Annotated in this window: 13 protein-coding genes and 1 tRNA gene; 5 read left to right on the top strand and 9 right to left on the bottom strand. The window is 61.8% G+C overall.

Translation table 11 applies throughout. The features are described from left to right. The first annotated feature begins 72 nt into the window (after nt 1–72). Nucleotides 73–468 (top strand): RidA family protein, encoded by a 396-nt coding sequence (locus LH365_RS11420; RefSeq protein WP_226743756.1) that lies wholly within the window; start codon nt 73–75, stop codon nt 466–468. A 90-nt stretch (nt 469–558) separates the two neighbouring features. Here the strand turns inward: LH365_RS11420 and LH365_RS11415 are convergent, their stop codons facing one another. Beyond that, nucleotides 559–1,299: an SDR family NAD(P)-dependent oxidoreductase gene (locus tag LH365_RS11415; RefSeq protein ID WP_226743755.1), complete on the bottom strand. Its 741-nt coding sequence runs from the start codon at nt 1,297–1,299 to the stop codon at nt 559–561. Nucleotides 1,300–1,536: 237 nt separating this feature from the next. Here LH365_RS11415 and LH365_RS11410 point away from each other — a divergent pair, with 237 nt between their 5' ends. After that, nucleotides 1,537–2,103 carry a TetR/AcrR family transcriptional regulator gene (locus tag LH365_RS11410; RefSeq protein ID WP_255606613.1) on the top strand — a complete coding sequence of 189 codons (567 nt, stop codon included), beginning with the start codon at nt 1,537–1,539 and terminating at the stop codon, nt 2,101–2,103. Between the two features lie 400 nt (nt 2,104–2,503). Here the strand turns inward: LH365_RS11410 and LH365_RS11405 are convergent, their stop codons facing one another. From LH365_RS11405 to LH365_RS11385, 5 genes are all read right to left on the bottom strand, one after another. Beyond that, nucleotides 2,504–5,734: an error-prone DNA polymerase gene (locus tag LH365_RS11405; RefSeq protein ID WP_226743754.1), complete on the bottom strand. Its 3,231-nt coding sequence runs from the start codon at nt 5,732–5,734 to the stop codon at nt 2,504–2,506. After that, on the bottom strand, nt 5,731–7,164 hold the full coding sequence (locus LH365_RS11400) for a DNA polymerase Y family protein (RefSeq protein ID WP_255606612.1): 1,434 nt from the start codon (nt 7,162–7,164) through the stop codon (nt 5,731–5,733). The genes LH365_RS11405 and LH365_RS11400 overlap by 4 nt, the downstream gene beginning before the upstream one ends. 7 nt (nt 7,165–7,171) lie before the next feature. After that, nucleotides 7,172–7,912, bottom strand: a complete 741-nt coding sequence (locus LH365_RS11395) for an ImuA family protein (protein ID WP_226743752.1) — start codon at nt 7,910–7,912, stop codon at nt 7,172–7,174. 219 nt (nt 7,913–8,131) lie between these two features. After that, nucleotides 8,132–8,779, bottom strand: a complete 648-nt coding sequence (locus LH365_RS11390) for a phosphoribosylanthranilate isomerase (protein ID WP_226743751.1) — start codon at nt 8,777–8,779, stop codon at nt 8,132–8,134. Nucleotides 8,780–8,787: 8 nt separating this feature from the next. Next, nucleotides 8,788–10,065, bottom strand: a complete 1,278-nt coding sequence (locus tag LH365_RS11385; RefSeq protein WP_226743750.1) for a NupC/NupG family nucleoside CNT transporter — start codon at nt 10,063–10,065, stop codon at nt 8,788–8,790. 177 nt (nt 10,066–10,242) lie between these two features. Between LH365_RS11385 and LH365_RS11380 the strand changes: the two genes are divergently transcribed. Beyond that, nucleotides 10,243–11,277 (top strand): LacI family DNA-binding transcriptional regulator, encoded by a 1,035-nt coding sequence (locus LH365_RS11380; protein ID WP_226743749.1) that lies wholly within the window; start codon nt 10,243–10,245, stop codon nt 11,275–11,277. On the opposite strand, the gene LH365_RS11375 is transcribed toward LH365_RS11380, so the two are convergent. Further along, on the bottom strand, nt 11,257–12,084 hold the full coding sequence (locus LH365_RS11375) for a carbohydrate kinase family protein (protein WP_226743748.1): 828 nt from the start codon (nt 12,082–12,084) through the stop codon (nt 11,257–11,259). The two genes, LH365_RS11380 and LH365_RS11375, sit on opposite strands and share 21 nt — an antisense overlap. Nucleotides 12,085–12,376: 292 nt before the next feature. On the opposite strand from LH365_RS11375, the gene LH365_RS11370 reads away from it, so the two are divergent. Further along, the gene (locus LH365_RS11370; RefSeq protein WP_226743747.1) at nt 12,377–14,761 is read left to right on the top strand and encodes a TonB-dependent receptor; all 2,385 of its coding nucleotides are present in this window, start codon (nt 12,377–12,379) and stop codon (nt 14,759–14,761) included. 410 nt (nt 14,762–15,171) lie between these two features. On the opposite strand, the gene LH365_RS11365 is transcribed toward LH365_RS11370, so the two are convergent. Both LH365_RS11365 and LH365_RS11360 read right to left on the bottom strand, forming a co-directional pair. Then, a tRNA-Val gene (locus LH365_RS11365) sits at nt 15,172–15,246 on the bottom strand. A gap of 131 nt (nt 15,247–15,377) precedes the next feature. Next, nucleotides 15,378–15,734: a response regulator gene (locus LH365_RS11360; RefSeq protein WP_226743746.1), complete on the bottom strand. Its 357-nt coding sequence runs from the start codon at nt 15,732–15,734 to the stop codon at nt 15,378–15,380. Nucleotides 15,735–15,876: 142 nt separating this feature from the next. Between LH365_RS11360 and LH365_RS11355 the strand changes: the two genes are divergently transcribed. Next, on the top strand, nt 15,877–16,713 hold the full coding sequence (locus LH365_RS11355) for an N-formylglutamate amidohydrolase (RefSeq protein ID WP_226743745.1): 837 nt from the start codon (nt 15,877–15,879) through the stop codon (nt 16,711–16,713). The last annotated feature ends 167 nt before the right edge of the window (nt 16,714–16,880 follow it).

Genomic DNA, 16,880 nt, shown 5'->3' with positions numbered 1-16,880 from the left:
GTATATGAACGGGCGCGACCGAATGTCAATATGTCAGATTGCATCTTGTGATCTGCTTCAGGAGGCTACCCTATGTCCAAACGTGACGCTGTTTTTCCCGCCGGTCGACATGACCTGTACAAGAACCATACCTATTCTGCGGCTATCCGATCGGGCGACCTGCTGTTTGTTTCCGGCCAGGTCGGTAGCCGTGACGACGGTTCACCCGAACCGGACTTTGAGGCCCAGGTGCGACGCGCGTTCGCTAATCTCGAAGCGACCCTCAAGGCCGGGGGATGCGGGCTCGACGATATTGTCGATGTAACGACTTTTCATACCGACCCTGAAAACCAGTTCGCCACGATTATGGCCGTTAAAGCCGAAGTCTTTCCGCAGGCGCCTTATCCCAACTGGACCGCCATCGGAGTCAATTGGCTTGCTGGGTTCGATTTCGAGATCAAGGTCATCGCGCGGATTCCGGCAGAATAATGTAAACCGGTAAGGGCAAGGACCGCTTTCGAGCATAAAAGCCGGGAGGCCACTCGGTCGCCTCCCGGCTTCTTGCGGCTGTCAATGCGATCAGGTAAGCGCCCCGCCGTCGACGTTTAGAATCGTTCCGGTAATTTGCCTGGCGGCTGGACTGGCCAGAAACACCACAGCCGCCGCGACATCCGCCGGTTCGCCGAAGCGTCCGAGCGGTATCAGCGAGCGTTGCCAGTCGGCGAACTCGCCATTGGCCGGGTTCATATCGGTATCGGTCGATCCGGGCTGGACGAGGTTCACGGTGATGTCACGGGGGCCAAGCTCGCGGGCAAGGCCGCGGTTGAAGGATTGGAGCGCAGATTTGGTCATATAGTAAACTGAGCCCGGCTCTCCGACGATACGATCGGCACCGGCCGACCCAATCGAAATGATGCGCCCGCCTGCCGGCAGGTGAGGAATGGCCGCCTGGGCCGCCAGGATCGGGCCCCGAACATTGGTTTCGAACATCGAATCGATTTCCTCGACCGAGATGGCGCTGATCAGATTATAGTGCACAATAGCGGCATTATTGACCAGAATATCGAGACCGCCCAGCGCCTGAACCGTGGCCTCAACGGAGCGTTTCACGGCCGCCGGATCACGGCTATCGGCCTGTATAGCCAGCCCCTTGCGGCCTTTGGCTTCTATAGCCTTGACGACAGCGGCGGCGCGATCCGCAGCGCCGGCATAGGTGAGGGCGACGTCTGCCCCCTTATCGGCCAATGCAATGGCGATTGCGGCACCGATACCTCTTGAGCCACCGGTCACGAGTGCGCGTTTTCCAATTAATTCACTCATTGTCATACCTTTCTGTAACGAACGACACAGAATTAATTGGTGTGAGTGATGGGGAGTGTCAAGAAATTATATACCGATCGATACAAAAATGCGGTCGCATTGAGAACTGGCCGTTCAGGTGTTATGTATCGATCGATGCAAAAATCTGAAACGCATATGTCGGGTGATGGGCCTGCGTCTCCGCGAGTGAGGGGACGCCCTCGCGCGTTCGATCGTGAGGCAGCCCTTACAAAGGCGATGCGCTTGTTCTGGTGCAAGGGATTTGCCGCCACCTCTATTTCCGATCTGACCGAAGTCATGGGGATCGGTTCGCCTAGTCTCTATGCGGCCTTCGGGTCTAAAGAGGCGCTTTACGCCGAAGCGGTGCGACACTATGTGGACAGTTATGATTTCTATGCCTGGGGCGCGTTTCGCGCGGCGCCTACGGCGAGAGAAGCGATAGAGGTTTACCTTATGGGGCTGTCCAAAGCGCTGAGCGGCGAGGTCTCGGATATGCCGCGCGGCTGCATGGTCACCTTGTCGTCGGTCGGCCATGAAGGCTATCCAGAGCTCGGCGAAATCGTGCGCAACGAGCGCATGAGCGCTTACAAGCGCTTGAAAGAACGTCTGGAACAGGCCGTCTCAGAAGGTGAGTTCCCGCCCTCAACGGATATTGAGGGGCTGGCGCGGTTTGTCCAGACAATAGTCGCCGGAATGTCGATCCTGGCGCGAGATGGGGCGCGGTCGCAGGATCTGGAGGCGGTCGTTAGAACGGCAATGCGCGTATGGGGCACGGCTGAGCCGGGCGAACATGGAAAGCGGTGATCAGACGGCGGCTCCCCGACGATGTGACGCCGTATAGCCTGTGCTCGGACACAAAATGCCGGGTGTCACCGAAGAGTACTGGACTACCTGGCCGCTGGCCGTAAGGCTATGGACCGGTATTTCGAGGAGTTGGGCGTGGGACTACATCGGATCGTAAATTAACCGGTCCCCACAAAGCCTTATAATAAAAGAAAAAGGAATGGTGGCGGACACTTTTGTCAGTCACTTAGTCTGGCTTCCCTATAGTTGGTGTAAATCAGGGAAATAGTATCTTTAAGGGCTGGCGAAAGGTTTGCTGCTTGTGTGAAAATTCCCTGACGAAAAAGCAGGGAAACTGGAATCACAAGCAGGAAGTGTTCTGCGCTTTAGTAGGTTGCATAAAGGCAGGTACATCAAAAAATCAATGAAAATCCCGCGACTTTACAAGGATGGCTGGAGATTGAGCGGCGCGTGAACCTGTGCGTCTCAGCGTGCGCGGATCGGGGCCGGGTTCGCCGGTGCGGAATTCGTCACCGCGTCCGTGCGGCAGGCGGAAGGCGTCATTACGGTCGCTAACGCTATCGAGCAGGTCGGACAGGTCGCTGACGTGGTCGGCGACGAGATGCACGACCTCGCCTTCCTTCTGGATTTGTCCGGCGATGGCGACCATGCGCGCGGTGACAATGGTACGGCGTTGCGCTTCGTAAATTCTTGACCAGATGACAATATTGGCGCTGCCCGTTTCGTCCTCGATGGTCATAAAGGTCACGCTCTTGGCCGTGCCGGGGCGCTGGCGCACCAAGACGAGGCCTGAAACCACCGCTCGGCTCTTGTCGGGCTTGGACGTGGCGTCCTGGCAGGTCTCCACGCCGCGCGCCGTCAGTTCGCCACGCAGGAACTTGACCGGGTGGTCCTTGAGCGACAGGCCGACATGCCCATAATCGGCTACCACCTCGTGTCCCGCAGTCATAGGCCTCAGCGCGACATCGGGTTCGACAGCCTCCTCTGCCTCAGCAGCGGCGAACAAAGGGAGAGGGCGGTCGTTGAGGCCTTTCAATGTCCACAGAGCCTCACGTCGGGACTGACCCAAGGACGGCAGGAAGGCGTCAGCTTCGGCCAGTTTGGCGAGGGTCGAGGCGGGTAAGCCGCTGCGCCGCCATGTGTCGTCTATGGAGGTAAAGGGCGTGTCTTCGCGGGTCAGAACAAGCTGAACAGCGTCGGATTCCGACAGGCCCTTGACCATGCGCAGGCCGAGCCTAACGGCAAAATATTTGCCGTTAGGCTCTAGCGTACAGTCCCAGCGCGAGGCGTTGACACAGGCCGGGCGCACCTCGACGCCATGGTCGCGGGCATCGCGCACCAGTTGAGCCGGGGCGTAGAAGCCCATCGGTTGGGAATTGAGCAAAGCGCAAAGGAACACATCCGGATGGTGGCACTTCATCCACGACGAGGCATAGGCGATCATGGCGAAGGAGATGGCGTGACTTTCCGGGAAGCCGTAGGAACCGAAGCCTTCGAGTTGTTTGATCAGGCGCTCGGCATAGGCCGGCTCGTAGCCGCGCTCCAGCATCCCTCTGGTCATCTTGTCGCGGAAATTCTTCACGCCGCCCGTGTGTTTGAAGGTGGCGAGGCTGCGGCGCACATGGTCGGCCTCGTCGGCGGTGAACCCGGCGCAGACCACGGCGACCTTCATGGCGTGTTCCTGAAACAGAGGTACGCCGAAGGTCCGGCCCAGAATCTCTTCGACATCCGGGTGTGGGTAATCCGGGACTTCGAGCCCGTGCTTGCGGCGCAGATAAGGGTGCACCATGTCGCCCTGGATCGGGCCGGGACGGACAATGGCGACCTCGATAGCCAGATCGTAGAAGGTGCGCGGCCGCAGGCGCGGCAACATCGACATCTGGGCGCGGCTTTCGATCTGGAACACGCCGATCGTGTCGGCCTTGCAGATCATGTCGTAGGTCGGCGTGTCCTCGGCGGGGATGTCCGCCATGTTCCACGTCCGCCCGCTGATGGCGACGCCCTTGTGCGCCTTCAAAAGCTCGAAACTCTTTTTCATGGCGGTCAGCATGCCGAGCGCCAGACAATCGACCTTCATGAACTTCAGTGCGTCGATATCGTCCTTGTCCCATTCGACGACCTGGCGGTTTGCCATCGCCGCCGGCTCGATGACGCACAGATCGTCCAGCCGGTCCCGCGTCAGGACAAAGCCGCCGGGATGCTGCGACAGATGGCGCGGAAAGCCGATCAACTGCTCGGTCAGTTCGAGCGTCAGGCGGATGCGCCGGTCGGCGAGGTTTAGCCCCAGCCCAGCCAGATGCTGGCGATCGACGCTGCTGGCCCAGTGCCGGTACTGTGACGATAGGGTCTTCAGCACATCTTCGGTCAGGCCCAGCGCCTTGCCGACATCGCGCAGAGCGCCGCGCGTGCGGTAACGACTGACGACGGCAACCAATGCGGCGTGGTTGCGGCCATAGGTGTCGAAGACCCATTGAATGACGGTCTCGCGCCGTGCGTGCTCGAAATCGACATCGATGTCGGGCGGTTCATTGCGGTTCTCCGAGATGAAGCGCTCGAATAGGAGGTCGTGCTCCATCGGATTGACCTCGGTGATGCCCAGCACGAAGCACACCGCACTGTTGGCCGCCGAGCCGCGCCCCTGACAAAGAATGTCCTGCGAGCGGGCGAACTTGACGATGGCATGGACGGTCAGGAAGTAGGCCGCATAGCCCAGCTTGCCGATGAGCTTCAGTTCCTTGTCGAGTTGCGCCCGCACCTTGTCGGAAAGGCCCTTGGGATATCGGGCCGCCGCGCCCTCCCACGTGAACTTCTCCAGCGTCTCCTGCGGCGTCAGCTCCGGATGGGTAGTTTCATCCGGATACTGGTATTCAAGGTGGCTGAGGTCGAATGCGCAGCGCGCGACAATCTCCTGCGTGCGGGATAGTGCTTCCACGTAACGCGGGAAGAGGCGGGCCATCTCTTCCGGTGATTTTAGATAACGGTCGGCGTGGCGCTCACGGCGAAAGCCCAGTTCGTCGATGGTGCAGTTATGCCGGATGCAGGTCACCACGTCCTGCAATAGCCGTCGCTCAGGTGCATGGAACAGCACATCATTGGTGACGACGGTGGGCACTCCGGCGCGGGCGGCCAGTTCCGACAGGCCGTGCAGGCGTATCTGATCGTTCGGCCTTCGTCGCAGGGTCAGGACCATATAGGCGCGGTCGCCGAACAGCGCCTTCAAGCGGTGCAATTGCCCCGCACAGGTCTCGTCAGGCGCATCGGGGATCAGAATGGCCAGCAAGCCTTCGTGCCACGCCTCGACATCGTCCCACCCGAGGTCGCACTTGCCTTTGCCCGCGCGGCCCTTGCCCAGCGACAGCAGGCGGCACAGATGGGTCCACGCCGTCTTGTTAGTGGGATAGACGAGGATCGACATGCCGTCGCGCAGGTCGAGCCGACAGCCGGGGAGGAGCCGCACACCGCTGTCCTTCGCCGCGACCCAAGCCCGCACCATTCCGGCGAGGCTGTTGCGATCGACGACGCCCAGCGTCGATATGCCCAGTTCGGCGGCGCGCGCGAACAGTTCGTCCGGTGCGCTGGCCCCGCGCAGGAACGAGAAATGCGTCGTCACCTGAAGTTCGGCATACCTCATGCGAACATCCCGTGCAGATGCCAGTTCTGATCGCCGGTCTCAGCGTCTTCGCCATCGCCGGAGCGGTAAATCCACAGCCGCTCGCCCGTTTCGATCTCGACCCGGAAATAGTCGCGCACGGCGGCGATCTCGCCATCGCGTAGCCACCATTCGCCGAAGATACGCTCAGGCCCGTCGGCAGCGATGACGTGGTAACGTGTGCCCCTCCAGATAATATGCGTCGGCGGATGATCGGGAAGCTGCGCCAGCGTGCGGATGGCTTCCGGCTTGGGGAACAGCCGCATGGGGCGCGGCCAGTGTTGAGGCCAATGGCCTGCCCCGTTCGACGTCACCGCATCCAGTGGATCGCAGCGGCGAGTCGCGCGTTCGGGGACGTCGCTATGCACGGGCATCACGCGGTAGAGCTGCCCATCGCCGATCCGGTTCGACAGCACGTCGATCAGTGCCGCCAGATCGATCGTGTTCTCTTCGGTATGGGAGACCTGAACCGGGGCCAGTGGCTCGGCCTCGGTAGCAACCAACCGCATGCGTTCGATGCCGAAACCCGGTTCGACCGTCTCCAGCTTGTCGCACAGTAGTCGCGTGAGGCGGGTCGGATCGCGCACCGGCCTCGCCATGCCGACCCGGATGGCCTCGATGCGATTGTCGACGCGGGTGAAATAGAGATCGACCTGTCGCGCGCCCAGGCCCTTGGTCTCCAGCCGTTCGCACAGATCGGCGGTCAGCTTAGCAGTATAGCGCGACAGGGTCTCGGGGGCGCCGATGGGCTCGAAGAAGCCGCGCTCGACCGCGATTACGTCCGACAGATGCACGGGCTCTATAGGCTCGGCGGTATGCCCCAGCGCCTGATCGAGACGGCGCACCAGATCGGGACCGAAACGCTGGGCCAGAGGGGCACGCGGCTGATGCAGCAAATCGCCAATGGTCTCAAAGCCAAGCTGGTTCAGGTCCTGTAAGTGAGACGGTGTCACGCGCAGCGCGGCGACCGGCAAGGGCGATAACGCTGCCGTCGTCTGTCCGCACGGGCACAGATGGATCGGTCGCGCCACGAACCGCGCCAAAGCATGGGCGGCTCCACGGGTATCGGCGATGGCGGCGCGGGCCGTGATTTGCTTCTCAGCCAGTTTCTGCACCATATGACGCAGCAGTTCGGCTTCCCCGCCGTGCAAGTGATCGGCCCCGGTCACATCGATGATCAGGCCATCGGGCGCATCCGGCGCGACCAGCGGTGAGAAGGTGCGCAGGCCCCATTGTGCCAGTACATCCAGTGCTTCGGCGTCACGCTCCGGTTCGGCATCGTGTGCGATGAGCCCTTCGATCAGGACCTGAGCCTGGGTCAGCGGCATGCCGATCCGCACGCCGCCGCGCAAGGCCGCGCGATTGGCGGCGGTCACTACACGGCGGCGGCCATCCGTGCCTTTAAGAACCAAAGGTGCGTCAGGAGGCGATCCGGACGTGCCCGTGATCCGCACGGTCCGCCGCCTCCAGCGGTCGATGGACCACTGGGGCAGCCAGAGCGAGACGACCCTCGGCATCGCAAGCCTCCACATCGAAAACAGCGGGGTCGCCACCTTTGCAGCGCAGCAGTTCCAACCGCCAGCGCGCCCGCCCTAATCCGGGCACCGGCAAGGGCACGGAGGGTAGGGGACCGACCCGCCAGCGCGTCACCGCCGCCGTCGGCTGACCGAAGGCGACCGCATCCTGCTCGCGCCCCCACCGCCGCACGATCAGCGACAATACCGGACGGCCTTCCGCTGCCAGTTGCAGCCGCCGCGAGGCGGTAAGCGACAGACGCGACACTTCGCCCACCACGGCCCCCAGACCGCGATGCCGCAAGGCTTCCTCACAGCAGGCCAACACGCTCTTCTCGTCACCCGCCTCGACATAGATCAACCGATCCGGCGTCAACCCCGCCTGCGCCAGACCCGGCGCGAACAGATCGTTCCTCGTTATGCACCACAACACCTGACCGGTCGTCCGCGCAGCGACCCCAGCGGCAAACAGCGCCGCCGCAGCGCCATCCACGGCCCCTCGCGCATCTCCGGTGACCTCATGCAAAGCCCCCATCGCCAACCCGCCGCCCGGCAAGCGCCTGTCGATCTCAGACACACTAAACGGCAGAGCCCCCACAGGGCTCTGGCTGCCGTCCAGCGCTTGAATCCGCTGCCGCAGAGTCATCAACGCCGGCAAAAAGGTTTCATGGGACGGTTTTGACTTCGACATATGGAACCGCATCCAATTTCTTCGGAGTTATGTTCCTTTTTTGTTCTCATTATGGGTAAGAGTCAAGGCGCATAATTTGCGACGCCGCATGACGTGGAAGCAGGGTCGCTAGAGGCCCACACAAGGCGAAGTAATGAGAATATCCGCAATAGGGCGGAGCCGTGGGTCGCCGCCCTAACCGTAAACTTCGCGACAAACCCTTTCACACTTTATGAGATCGAGCCAACCGTCGGTGCGAATGCGTGATTCCATATCGATCCAGTAAAGACGACCCTTAGGAGCATTGATGGCCCGCACCACTTCGGCGGCGTTATGCGGGCCTATGCCACCGGAAAAGCCACAGAAGGGACCGTTGGGCAGGGCGGGCCACCGGGCCGGGGCCTGACCGGTGCCGAACGAGGTATCGAACAGCCAGTCGAGACGGCTGTCTTCTGGAAAGGTCTCGCTACATTGCAGCAACATGCGGATGCCGTTGCGGCGACCGAAGCGCACTGTGTGCTCGATCTGCGCCGCCGTGCTGCCGGCAAAGCTGTGATTGACCTGCACGCGCTGAAACCCGCTGAGATCGATGCACGCGGCATCCGGGGCGTTGGCGATCTCATGCGCCGCCTGACCGCAGACGTGGGCGGCGAAACGCAGACCGGGCGTTTCCAGAAAGCGCTGGCGGGCGGCGGCGTCCGGAAACAACGGATCGTCCTTGCGTGTATCGTCGATCAGTATGCCCCATTCGATAGGGTAGCGTTGCGACAGGCGGATCAGACCGGGGATCAGGTCCGGCGTATCGAGGCCGGTGAAAGCGATAAAGGCGGGCAGGGCAGGCATGACGGTCCTTAAGGGAGGGTGCTGACCAGACCGATCACGGAGCCGGTCATGCAGGAGGTGAGAAAGGCGCAGAACAGCGCCTTGAACCCCAGTTCGACGAATTCATCGGCCCGTTCGGGCACAAGCGCCGACAGGGTGCCAATGAGGATGGCGACGCTGCCGATATTGCCGAAGCTGCACAGGGCGTAGGTGGCGATTAGAAGGCCCTTGGGCGTCAGGGCTTCGGTGGGCAGGGCGCTTAGTTGACCGTAAGCGACGACCTCGTTCATCGAGACCTTGGCGCCCAGAAGACTGCCGACAGTTTGCAGGTCCGTCGCGGGCGCACCCATCAGCCATGCGACCGGCGTGAACAGCCAGCCGAGAATGCGGCCAAGGGTGAGGGGCTCCGGTCCGATCGGTGCAGCCTTAAGCCCCATATTCACCAAGGCGATCAGTCCGATGAAGACGATCAGCAGGGCGGCAATATTGACCGCCATGTGCACGGCGGACAGCGTGCCCTGCGTCAGGGCGTCCATGCCGGAACGATAGGGCGAGCGCAGGTCGAGCGCCAGCAACTGACCCGACCCGGCATCAGGTACGAGAATGCGCGCCAGTCCGATGGCCATGGGGGTCGAAATCAGCGAGGCGATCAGCAGGTGGGTGAAGGCGTCCGGCATGTGGCGGCTCATCATCGCCCCCAGCAGGATCATCATGGACCCGGCGACGACCGACATGCCGTCGACCATAAGGATAAACAACTCGCCGCGCGTCAATTTCGGCAACAGAGGCCGCACCAGCAAGGGCGATTCGATCATGCCGAGGAAGATGCACGCCGACACCGACACGCCGACCGGACCGCTGACGCCGAAGACGCGCCCGAAGCCCCACGCTGCGCCGCGCACGATCCACCTCAGCACGCCCACATGCCACAGAAGCGCCGCCAACGCGCTGACCAGCAGCAGGGCGGGCAGGGCCTGAAGCGCGAAGATGAAGGTCGAGGCCCCTCCTTCGGCGCGGACGAAGGGCTGCGCCCCGCCGCCCAGATAGCCGAAGACGAAGATCGCACCCTGCACGGCCGCCGACTGCACGGCATCGACGGCGTGGGCGACCGCGCCCAGCGCTGCGGTCAGGGGTGGCAGGCGGGTCAGCAGTACGGCCAGCCCGATCTGAGCGATCAGGCCGGTCAACACGGCGCGCATCGGAAAGGCGCGGCGGTTTTCAGACAGCAGCCACACCATGCCGATAAAGACAACGAGGCCGCACAAGGCGCGCAGGATCTGCGAAAGTTCCGGGGTCAGGATGGGCATGGTGGGCCAGCGGGTGAATTTTAGTGAACGATATGTGAAACGTTTCATATGTCAATGGCGATAATTTCACCGCGCGACTTGTGCGATAAGCACAATCAATTTAAGCTCTTGCCTTATAAACTGTGATGGATGCTTGGGCTGCGTGCTCTCCGTTCGACCCGTGAGAGGTGAAATTTCATGCCGAAACGCCCCAAAGAGGACCCTGTGCAGGACGCCCCCGAGCCGCGTCCCGACCGCCGGGTGACGCTGAAGGACGTGGCGCGGGTGGCCGATGTATCACTGGCCAGCGCCTCCTATGCGGTGAACGGCACAGGCTCGGTCAGCGAACAGGTCCGCGCCCATGTGCTGAAAATCGCCGCCGAACTGGGCTATCGGCAAAACCTTACCGCCAAGGCCATGCGCACCGGCCGCAGCGGGACTCTGGGGCTGATCCTGCCGGATCTGTCCAACCCCTTTTTCACCAGCCTGGCCCAGTCGGTGACACGGGCGGCGCGGGCCAATGGCTATTTCGTTTTCGTCACCGACACCGAAGGCGCGGCGGCGCAGGAAAAGCAGATCATCGAACTGCTTACCGAGCGCGGCGTGGACGGTCTGGTGTGGTTTCCCATCCGCGATATCGGCAGCGGCGCGCCCATGACCGGCGACTTGCCCACCATCGTTATCGACCGCAGCGTCAGCGGACTGGAAACGGTGCAGGCCGATTATTATGACGGCGGGCGTCAGGCGGCGGAGCACCTGTTGTCGCTGGGCCATCGGCGCATCGGCGTCATTTCCGGCCCGATGAGCCTGCGCAGCATGAGAGAGCGTTGCGCCGGGGCGATCGATCTGATCCGGGCCGAGGGCGAACTGGTCTTCGATATTCCGGCAGCCTTTTCGCCCGATCTCGATGAGGCGGCCATTGCGGCCATCCGTTCGCGCAAGGCGACAGCCATCTTCGCCGGGGCGGACCTGATCGCCTTGGGCGTCATCCATAAGGCTCAGGCGGCGGGCCTGTCGGTGCCCGGAGATCTCTCGGTCGTAGGCTTCGACGATATTCCGTGGTCGCGGATGAGTGTCCCGGCCCTGACCTCGGTGGAAATGCCGGTCGAGGAAATCGCTCAGGAAGCCGTAGAATCCCTGCTGCGCCGTATCGAGTCCAAGGCCATGCCACGCCGGCGCGTGGTGTTCGATACCAACCTTATCGCCCGCGCCTCATCGACGACCCTGAAGTAGCTCCGCTGCGGCGGCGATACCTGCCGTGGCCGCAGAGCATAGGTCCATCTCCGCCATCAGTTGCGCGATGGTCTCTCCGGCCAGAGTATCGCCGGCGCCGGTCGTGTCACGCACTGATATCGGCGTAACGGGGAGCGCGGTTTCGCCGTGTGGGCCAACGATTCTCACCCCCGCCGCGCCGAGCGTTTCAATCAGGCCGATTCGCGGGCGCGCGCTGTCGGTGAGACGGCGCTCGCCACTATTGCAGAAGATGAGATCGGCTCGTGCACATAGTCGCTGCGCCAGCGGTGGCGGAAAGCAGGCGGGGTCATTCTTGACGATCCACACGACGACTTGTTCCGGCCGCAGGCTATCGAGCACGGCCCGCGTCCACTGGGCGGGGGCGGCGGAAATCACCACCCAGTCCGCGTCCCGGCACACGGCCAGTTGTGCGCTATCGGGTCGGTTCGCTGTGCGGCCGGGATCGAGCAGGCAGCTATAGTCGCCTGTGTCGCGATAGATGAGCAGGCAGCACGGACTTTTACCGCCCGCCAGGCGATGAACCCCATCCGTGTTCATTCCGGCGTCCGCGCAGGCCCGCATATAGGCGTCGCCTGTGGCGTCGTCGCCCAGCACCGTTACGGCTGCGGCGCACAGGCCCGACCGCGCGATGCGCCGCCCGGCATAGAGACTGGCTCCGCCGGGCCGGGGCCAGGCCGTATCGGTCAAGCACTGCCCCATAACCGTGCCCGTGACGGGAAGGGGATGCGGAGCCGTGGCGATAAAATCGAGCGTGGCGAACCCGCTGAGTGCGGCGGTAAGCGGCATGGAAGTGTCTCGAAAAAATTTAATTGAAACGTTTCATAAATAAATTCAGATGGTCAAGCTGAAATTTCAACGCTTGTGTCTGTGGAAGGGTAAATGTGTTGTGAAACTGTCAAAAATTGCGACTAAAACGGCTTTTAAACGTGATTAAAGGCGCATTATGTGGCTTTGATGAGACTCCGTTGAAGCGATTTTCGCACTTGCGTTGACAAGTTTAATGAAACGTTTCATATTTTTTTCATGAACTGAGGCGACGCTTTTGAAACTGCCCGCCGCGCCCCACCGGAGACCCATTATGCCGCACCGTCAATTGCTTCTGTTCACGGCCCTCGCGGGGCTGATGACCGCGCCCGCCGTGATGGCGCAAACGGATGAAACCGCCGCCAGCACGGCCGATGCCAATGGCGATGCGGAAGAAGTGGTCGTCATCGGCCGCCGCTTCGGTTCGGGACTGACGCGCGCCACCTTCACTCTCGGCAAGACCGATATCGAAGAACGCCCGATGGGCGCGGACATCATGCAGAGCCTGAACAAAGTGCCCGGCCTGTCGGTCGCCACCGGCGATGCGCGCGGTGGCACCTTCTCGTTTGAAATGTATATGCGCGGCCTGACCGACGAACAGATCGGCCTGACGTTGGACGGCGTGCCGACCGGGGACTCGCGCTTCAACGGCGGTTCGCCCCCCGCGCGCTTTATCGAAAGCTCCAATGTCGGACGCATTGTGGTGTCGCAAAGCGCAGGTGATATCGGCGCGCCGTCGCGTTTCGCCTTGGGCGGCTTTATCGATTTCGTGACCGATAATCCGAAGCCGCAGTTCGGCGCGACGGTTGAAGCCGGGGCGGGCTCCTTCGACTTCGGACGTCTCTATGCCCGTATGGATACGGGCGAGATCGCCAAGGGCTTAAGCGCCTATATCACCGCCTCGACGCAGGAAAACGACGTCTGGACGGGGCGCAACCGCCGTTCGTCCCAGCGCGATCACTATGAATTCAAGGCGGTGAAGCGCTTCGAGAGCGGTTCCAGCCTGATGGCCCGCCTGTCCTATAACGAGCAGGCGGACAACGATTTCAACATCATCACCCTGCCGCAGTTCCGGCAGAACCCCAATAGCGACTTCGCCACCGATGCAGTCTCCGGAATCCCCGCCGTGGATGTCAATTACGGTGGGGCGTTGGGCGGTACGCGAGAGGATTTCCTGGCCTATATCAGCGGCAGCTTCGTCCTAAGTAACCGCGTAACGCTCAAGGTCAGCCCCTATTATCAGACCCTGCGCGGCGAATCCTTCCGCTATCAGGACCGTTCGCGCGTCCTCACCGGCGGTGATCCGCGCGCCGTGACCGGCTATAACGCCAACGGCGGCGCGACCCGTCCGGCGCTGACCACGCTGCGCAATTCCAACGTCGTAGGCGGCCCCGCCGATATGCGCGTCACGCCGCGCGACCGCGACCGCTATGGCGTCACCGACGAACTGATCGTTTCGGACATTGCGGCGGCGGGCCTCAGCCATACCTTCCGTCTGGGGTCGTGGTACGAGCGCAGCGAAAGCAGCGAAAAGCGCAACTTCTATCCGGTGATCAGCCCGGCCACCTCGACCGACTATGACCGCAGCCGCCTGACCTATGTCGAATACGAGCGCGAGGCCGTGCTGGAAAGCACCATGCTCTACGCGCAGGACGAGATCAAAGCGCTGGGTGATCGCCTGACCGTCGATCTGGGGGCGACCTGGTACAAGCTGACCTATAATGCGCGCTCGCCGTTGGAATATAAGGCGGTGGTCGATTTCTCCCAGGAATCCGATATCAATCCGAAGGTCGGCATCAACTACAGGCTGACCGACCGCGTCGAACTGTTCGGCGGCTATGCGCGTAATTTCGCGGGCATCCCTGAAGACGCTTTTCTCGGTTCGACAGCGGTGATCGACCCCAAAGACCTTGAGCCGGTAACGACGGAAAATCTCGACCTCGGCGTGCGTTACGTCGCGCCGAACATGGCTTTGTCGCTTCAGGCCTATGATGTGAAGCTTGAGCAGAATGTCGGTATTGTGCCTATTGATACGGTAGGCCTCGAACCCGACGAGATCATCCGCGGCAATGTCACCACCAAGGCCGCCAATACGCAGGGCCAGAAGACCAAAGGCGTCGATCTCACCGGTTTCTACGATTTCGGTTCGGTCGATCTCTACGGCGCGTACACCTATATCGACGCAAAGCACGACGATCCGGCCGTCGGCTCGGCGGAACGGCGCAAATTGGCCTCGCTGGCCATCATCGGCGGAGCGCGGGTGCGTGATATTCCCGAACATTCGGCCTTCGTTCAGGTCGGCTGGTCGCCGCTGCCGAACGCGCGGATGGTGCTCAATGCGCGACATGTGGGCGAGCGCGTCGGTGCGCACGTGGTCCTGCAGACGACCTTTCAGGAGATCGGCGTCGAGACCCTGCCCGCCTATACGGTGGTGGGTTTGAACGGCACCTACGACGTGAAGAGTCCGGGCAGCGATATCCGTCTGCAACTTAACATCGATAACCTGTTCGATGAGGACTATATCGCGTCGGTTTCTGGGGCGACGGCAACCCAACCGGAATTCGGCGCTACGATCGCTAACCCGGCGGGCCGAACCTTGACGCGCTACTTCCTCGGCGCCCCGCGCACGGTGACGGTATCGGTGCGCATGGCGTTCTGATCGACGACACGAGGCGCTTAGAAGGATATTGTTGAGCGGGAAGGGATCAGCGCCAGCTATGTCGGCGATGTGATGGCCTTGGCCTTTTTGTCGCCTAAGCTGGTCGAGGGTATTATCCAAGGTCGGTAGCCGGATGATCTGAAGATTAGCAACCTGACGCGCGTTGAGACGTTGCCGCTTAGGTGGGAGGGGCAAGCCACTTATTTAAGGCTGGACATAGCCCAAATCAAAACCCACACACTGTTCAGGCCTCGCGGAGACGCGGGGCCTTTTCTGTGGCAGCCAGCAGGAACGCTGCCGTCTCTTGTGGGCGTTTGTCACGCTCTATAGAAAAGAGTACCCAATAGTCCGAGGCTTATTAGCCGGACGCAATCGGGGTAATTTTATTTGAAAATACAGAATGAAAGAAATGGTGGACCCGACAGGGATTGAACCTGTGACCCCTACGATGTCAACGTAGTGCTCTCCCGCTGAGCTACGAGTCCACTATTGCGTTTGGCGCGCTGCGCCGGTGCGAGGAGCGGGTGTATAGCCGCCGATGATGGTGGTGGCAAGGGCTTTTGCGATCAAAAATGTGGAAAGTGTGGGAAAGCGTGTTCCGCTCTCCCAGGCTCTTTTAAGCCGCGATCAGGCGTTCGACTTCGGTGACGATTTCGCGCAGGTGCACCGGCTTTTCCAGCACCTTGGCTTCAGGCGAGGCCTTTTGCGCATTGAGCGCCACGGCGGCGAAGCCGGTAATGAACATGATCTTCAGGCCCGGCTGGCGCTGCGAAGCGATCTTGGCCACTTCGATGCCGTCGGCGCCCGGCATGACGATGTCGGTCAGCAGCAGGTCGTACGGCCCCTGATCGAGCGCTTCGATGGCCGTGTCGCCATCGGGACAGCTTACGACTTCGTAGCCGGCGCGCTGCAGGGCGCGCGTCAGGAAGCTGCGCACGGAATTTTCGTCTTCCGCCAGAAGAATCTTGGTCATTAATCCCGGTCCTGTGGGAGAGGGGCCCCGTCCATTTGAGACTAGATGATTAGGGGCGAGGTGTAAATTAGGGGTGAAGAAGGCGCAGAATTGTCTTATCACAGGTTTAATGCCCGACCTTCCGTCCCCAGTTGCAACCTCAATGGAAAGCATCGTCGCCGTCGATGTGCGCCGCCCGTCGGCGTCCCATACAGGGCTGGTCTTCGGCCTGCCGCATTCCGGACAGCACCTGCCGGCCGAGTTCGTGGCGGCAGCGCGATATGACGCCACCCATCTGCGCATGACCGAAGACGCCTTTGTCGACGGTCTGGTGGGGTTCGAGACGCTGGAGGGCGTGTGGGCGGTGCGCGCCAATTACGGCCGGGCCTATGTCGATGTGAACCGTCATCCGCTGGAACTGGACCCGCGCCTGATCCGCGGGCCTTTGCCCAAGGGCGCGCTGAGCCAGTCCCTGCGCGTGCGGTCGGGCTACGGCGTTATTCCGCGTTGCCTGTCGGGGGGGCGCGAGATCCATGCCCAGCCGATCGACTATGCCGAGGCCGTGCGGCGGCTCGATCGCGTGCACAAACCCTATCACCGGGCGCTGACCGAGGCTCTGGCGCAGGCGAAATCGGCGCACGGGCGGGTGACGCTGATCGACTGGCACTCCATGCCGTCGGGCACGCTGAAGCAGACGCCGGGCGCGCTGGCGGACATCGTGCTGGGCGATCTGCACGGCGAAGCCTGCCGCGGCGACCTGACGGCCTTTGTCCGCCAGGCGTTTGAAAGCCGGGGCTTTCGTGTGGCGCACAACCATCCCTTTGCCGGCGGTTACACGCTGGAACGCTACGCCGAACCGTTCAGGGGCGTGGAGGGTTTGCAGATCGAGATCAACCGCGGGCTCTATATGGATGAAGTGGCTTTGACGCTGAGCCCGAAAGCCGATCGGATGCGTGTGGCGGTGGCGGCGGTGATCGAGGGTTTGAAAGCCCGCAGGTAATCGCGGTCGGTCCCTCAGTATTCAACTCTGATTTCTGGCAAAAAAAAGCCGCGCTACACGAGCGCGGCTAAGTCTACAGGGAGGAAACGCCCAGGAAGGGCATCGACGTAAAAACGTCGAACACTGACTTTATACGTTGCGACGCAAAAATTCTCAAGCCAGAAAAC

This window comes from Asticcacaulis sp. AND118 (assembly GCF_020535245.1).
In the GTDB taxonomy this organism is placed as follows: domain Bacteria; phylum Pseudomonadota; class Alphaproteobacteria; order Caulobacterales; family Caulobacteraceae; genus Asticcacaulis.
The sequence above is the reverse complement of the archived record's forward strand: the minus strand, read 5'-3'. Positions and strand labels throughout refer to the sequence as shown.

Coding starts and splice junctions, on each gene's coding strand:
- LH365_RS11420 (WP_226743756.1), top strand. CDS start 73: ATGTCCAAACGTGACGCTGTTTTTCCCGCCGGTCGACATGACCTGTAC.
- LH365_RS11415 (WP_226743755.1), bottom strand. CDS start 1,299: ATGAGTGAATTAATTGGAAAACGCGCACTCGTGACCGGTGGCTCAAGA.
- LH365_RS11410 (WP_255606613.1), top strand. CDS start 1,537: ATGCGCTTGTTCTGGTGCAAGGGATTTGCCGCCACCTCTATTTCCGAT.
- LH365_RS11405 (WP_226743754.1), bottom strand. CDS start 5,734: ATGAGGTATGCCGAACTTCAGGTGACGACGCATTTCTCGTTCCTGCGC.
- LH365_RS11395 (WP_226743752.1), bottom strand. CDS start 7,912: ATGACTCTGCGGCAGCGGATTCAAGCGCTGGACGGCAGCCAGAGCCCT.
- LH365_RS11390 (WP_226743751.1), bottom strand. CDS start 8,779: ATGCCTGCCCTGCCCGCCTTTATCGCTTTCACCGGCCTCGATACGCCG.
- LH365_RS11385 (WP_226743750.1), bottom strand. CDS start 10,065: ATGCCCATCCTGACCCCGGAACTTTCGCAGATCCTGCGCGCCTTGTGC.
- LH365_RS11380 (WP_226743749.1), top strand. CDS start 10,243: ATGCCGAAACGCCCCAAAGAGGACCCTGTGCAGGACGCCCCCGAGCCG.
- LH365_RS11375 (WP_226743748.1), bottom strand. CDS start 12,084: ATGCCGCTTACCGCCGCACTCAGCGGGTTCGCCACGCTCGATTTTATC.
- LH365_RS11370 (WP_226743747.1), top strand. CDS start 12,377: ATGCCGCACCGTCAATTGCTTCTGTTCACGGCCCTCGCGGGGCTGATG.
- LH365_RS11360 (WP_226743746.1), bottom strand. CDS start 15,734: ATGACCAAGATTCTTCTGGCGGAAGACGAAAATTCCGTGCGCAGCTTC.
- LH365_RS11355 (WP_226743745.1), top strand. CDS start 15,877: ATGGAAAGCATCGTCGCCGTCGATGTGCGCCGCCCGTCGGCGTCCCAT.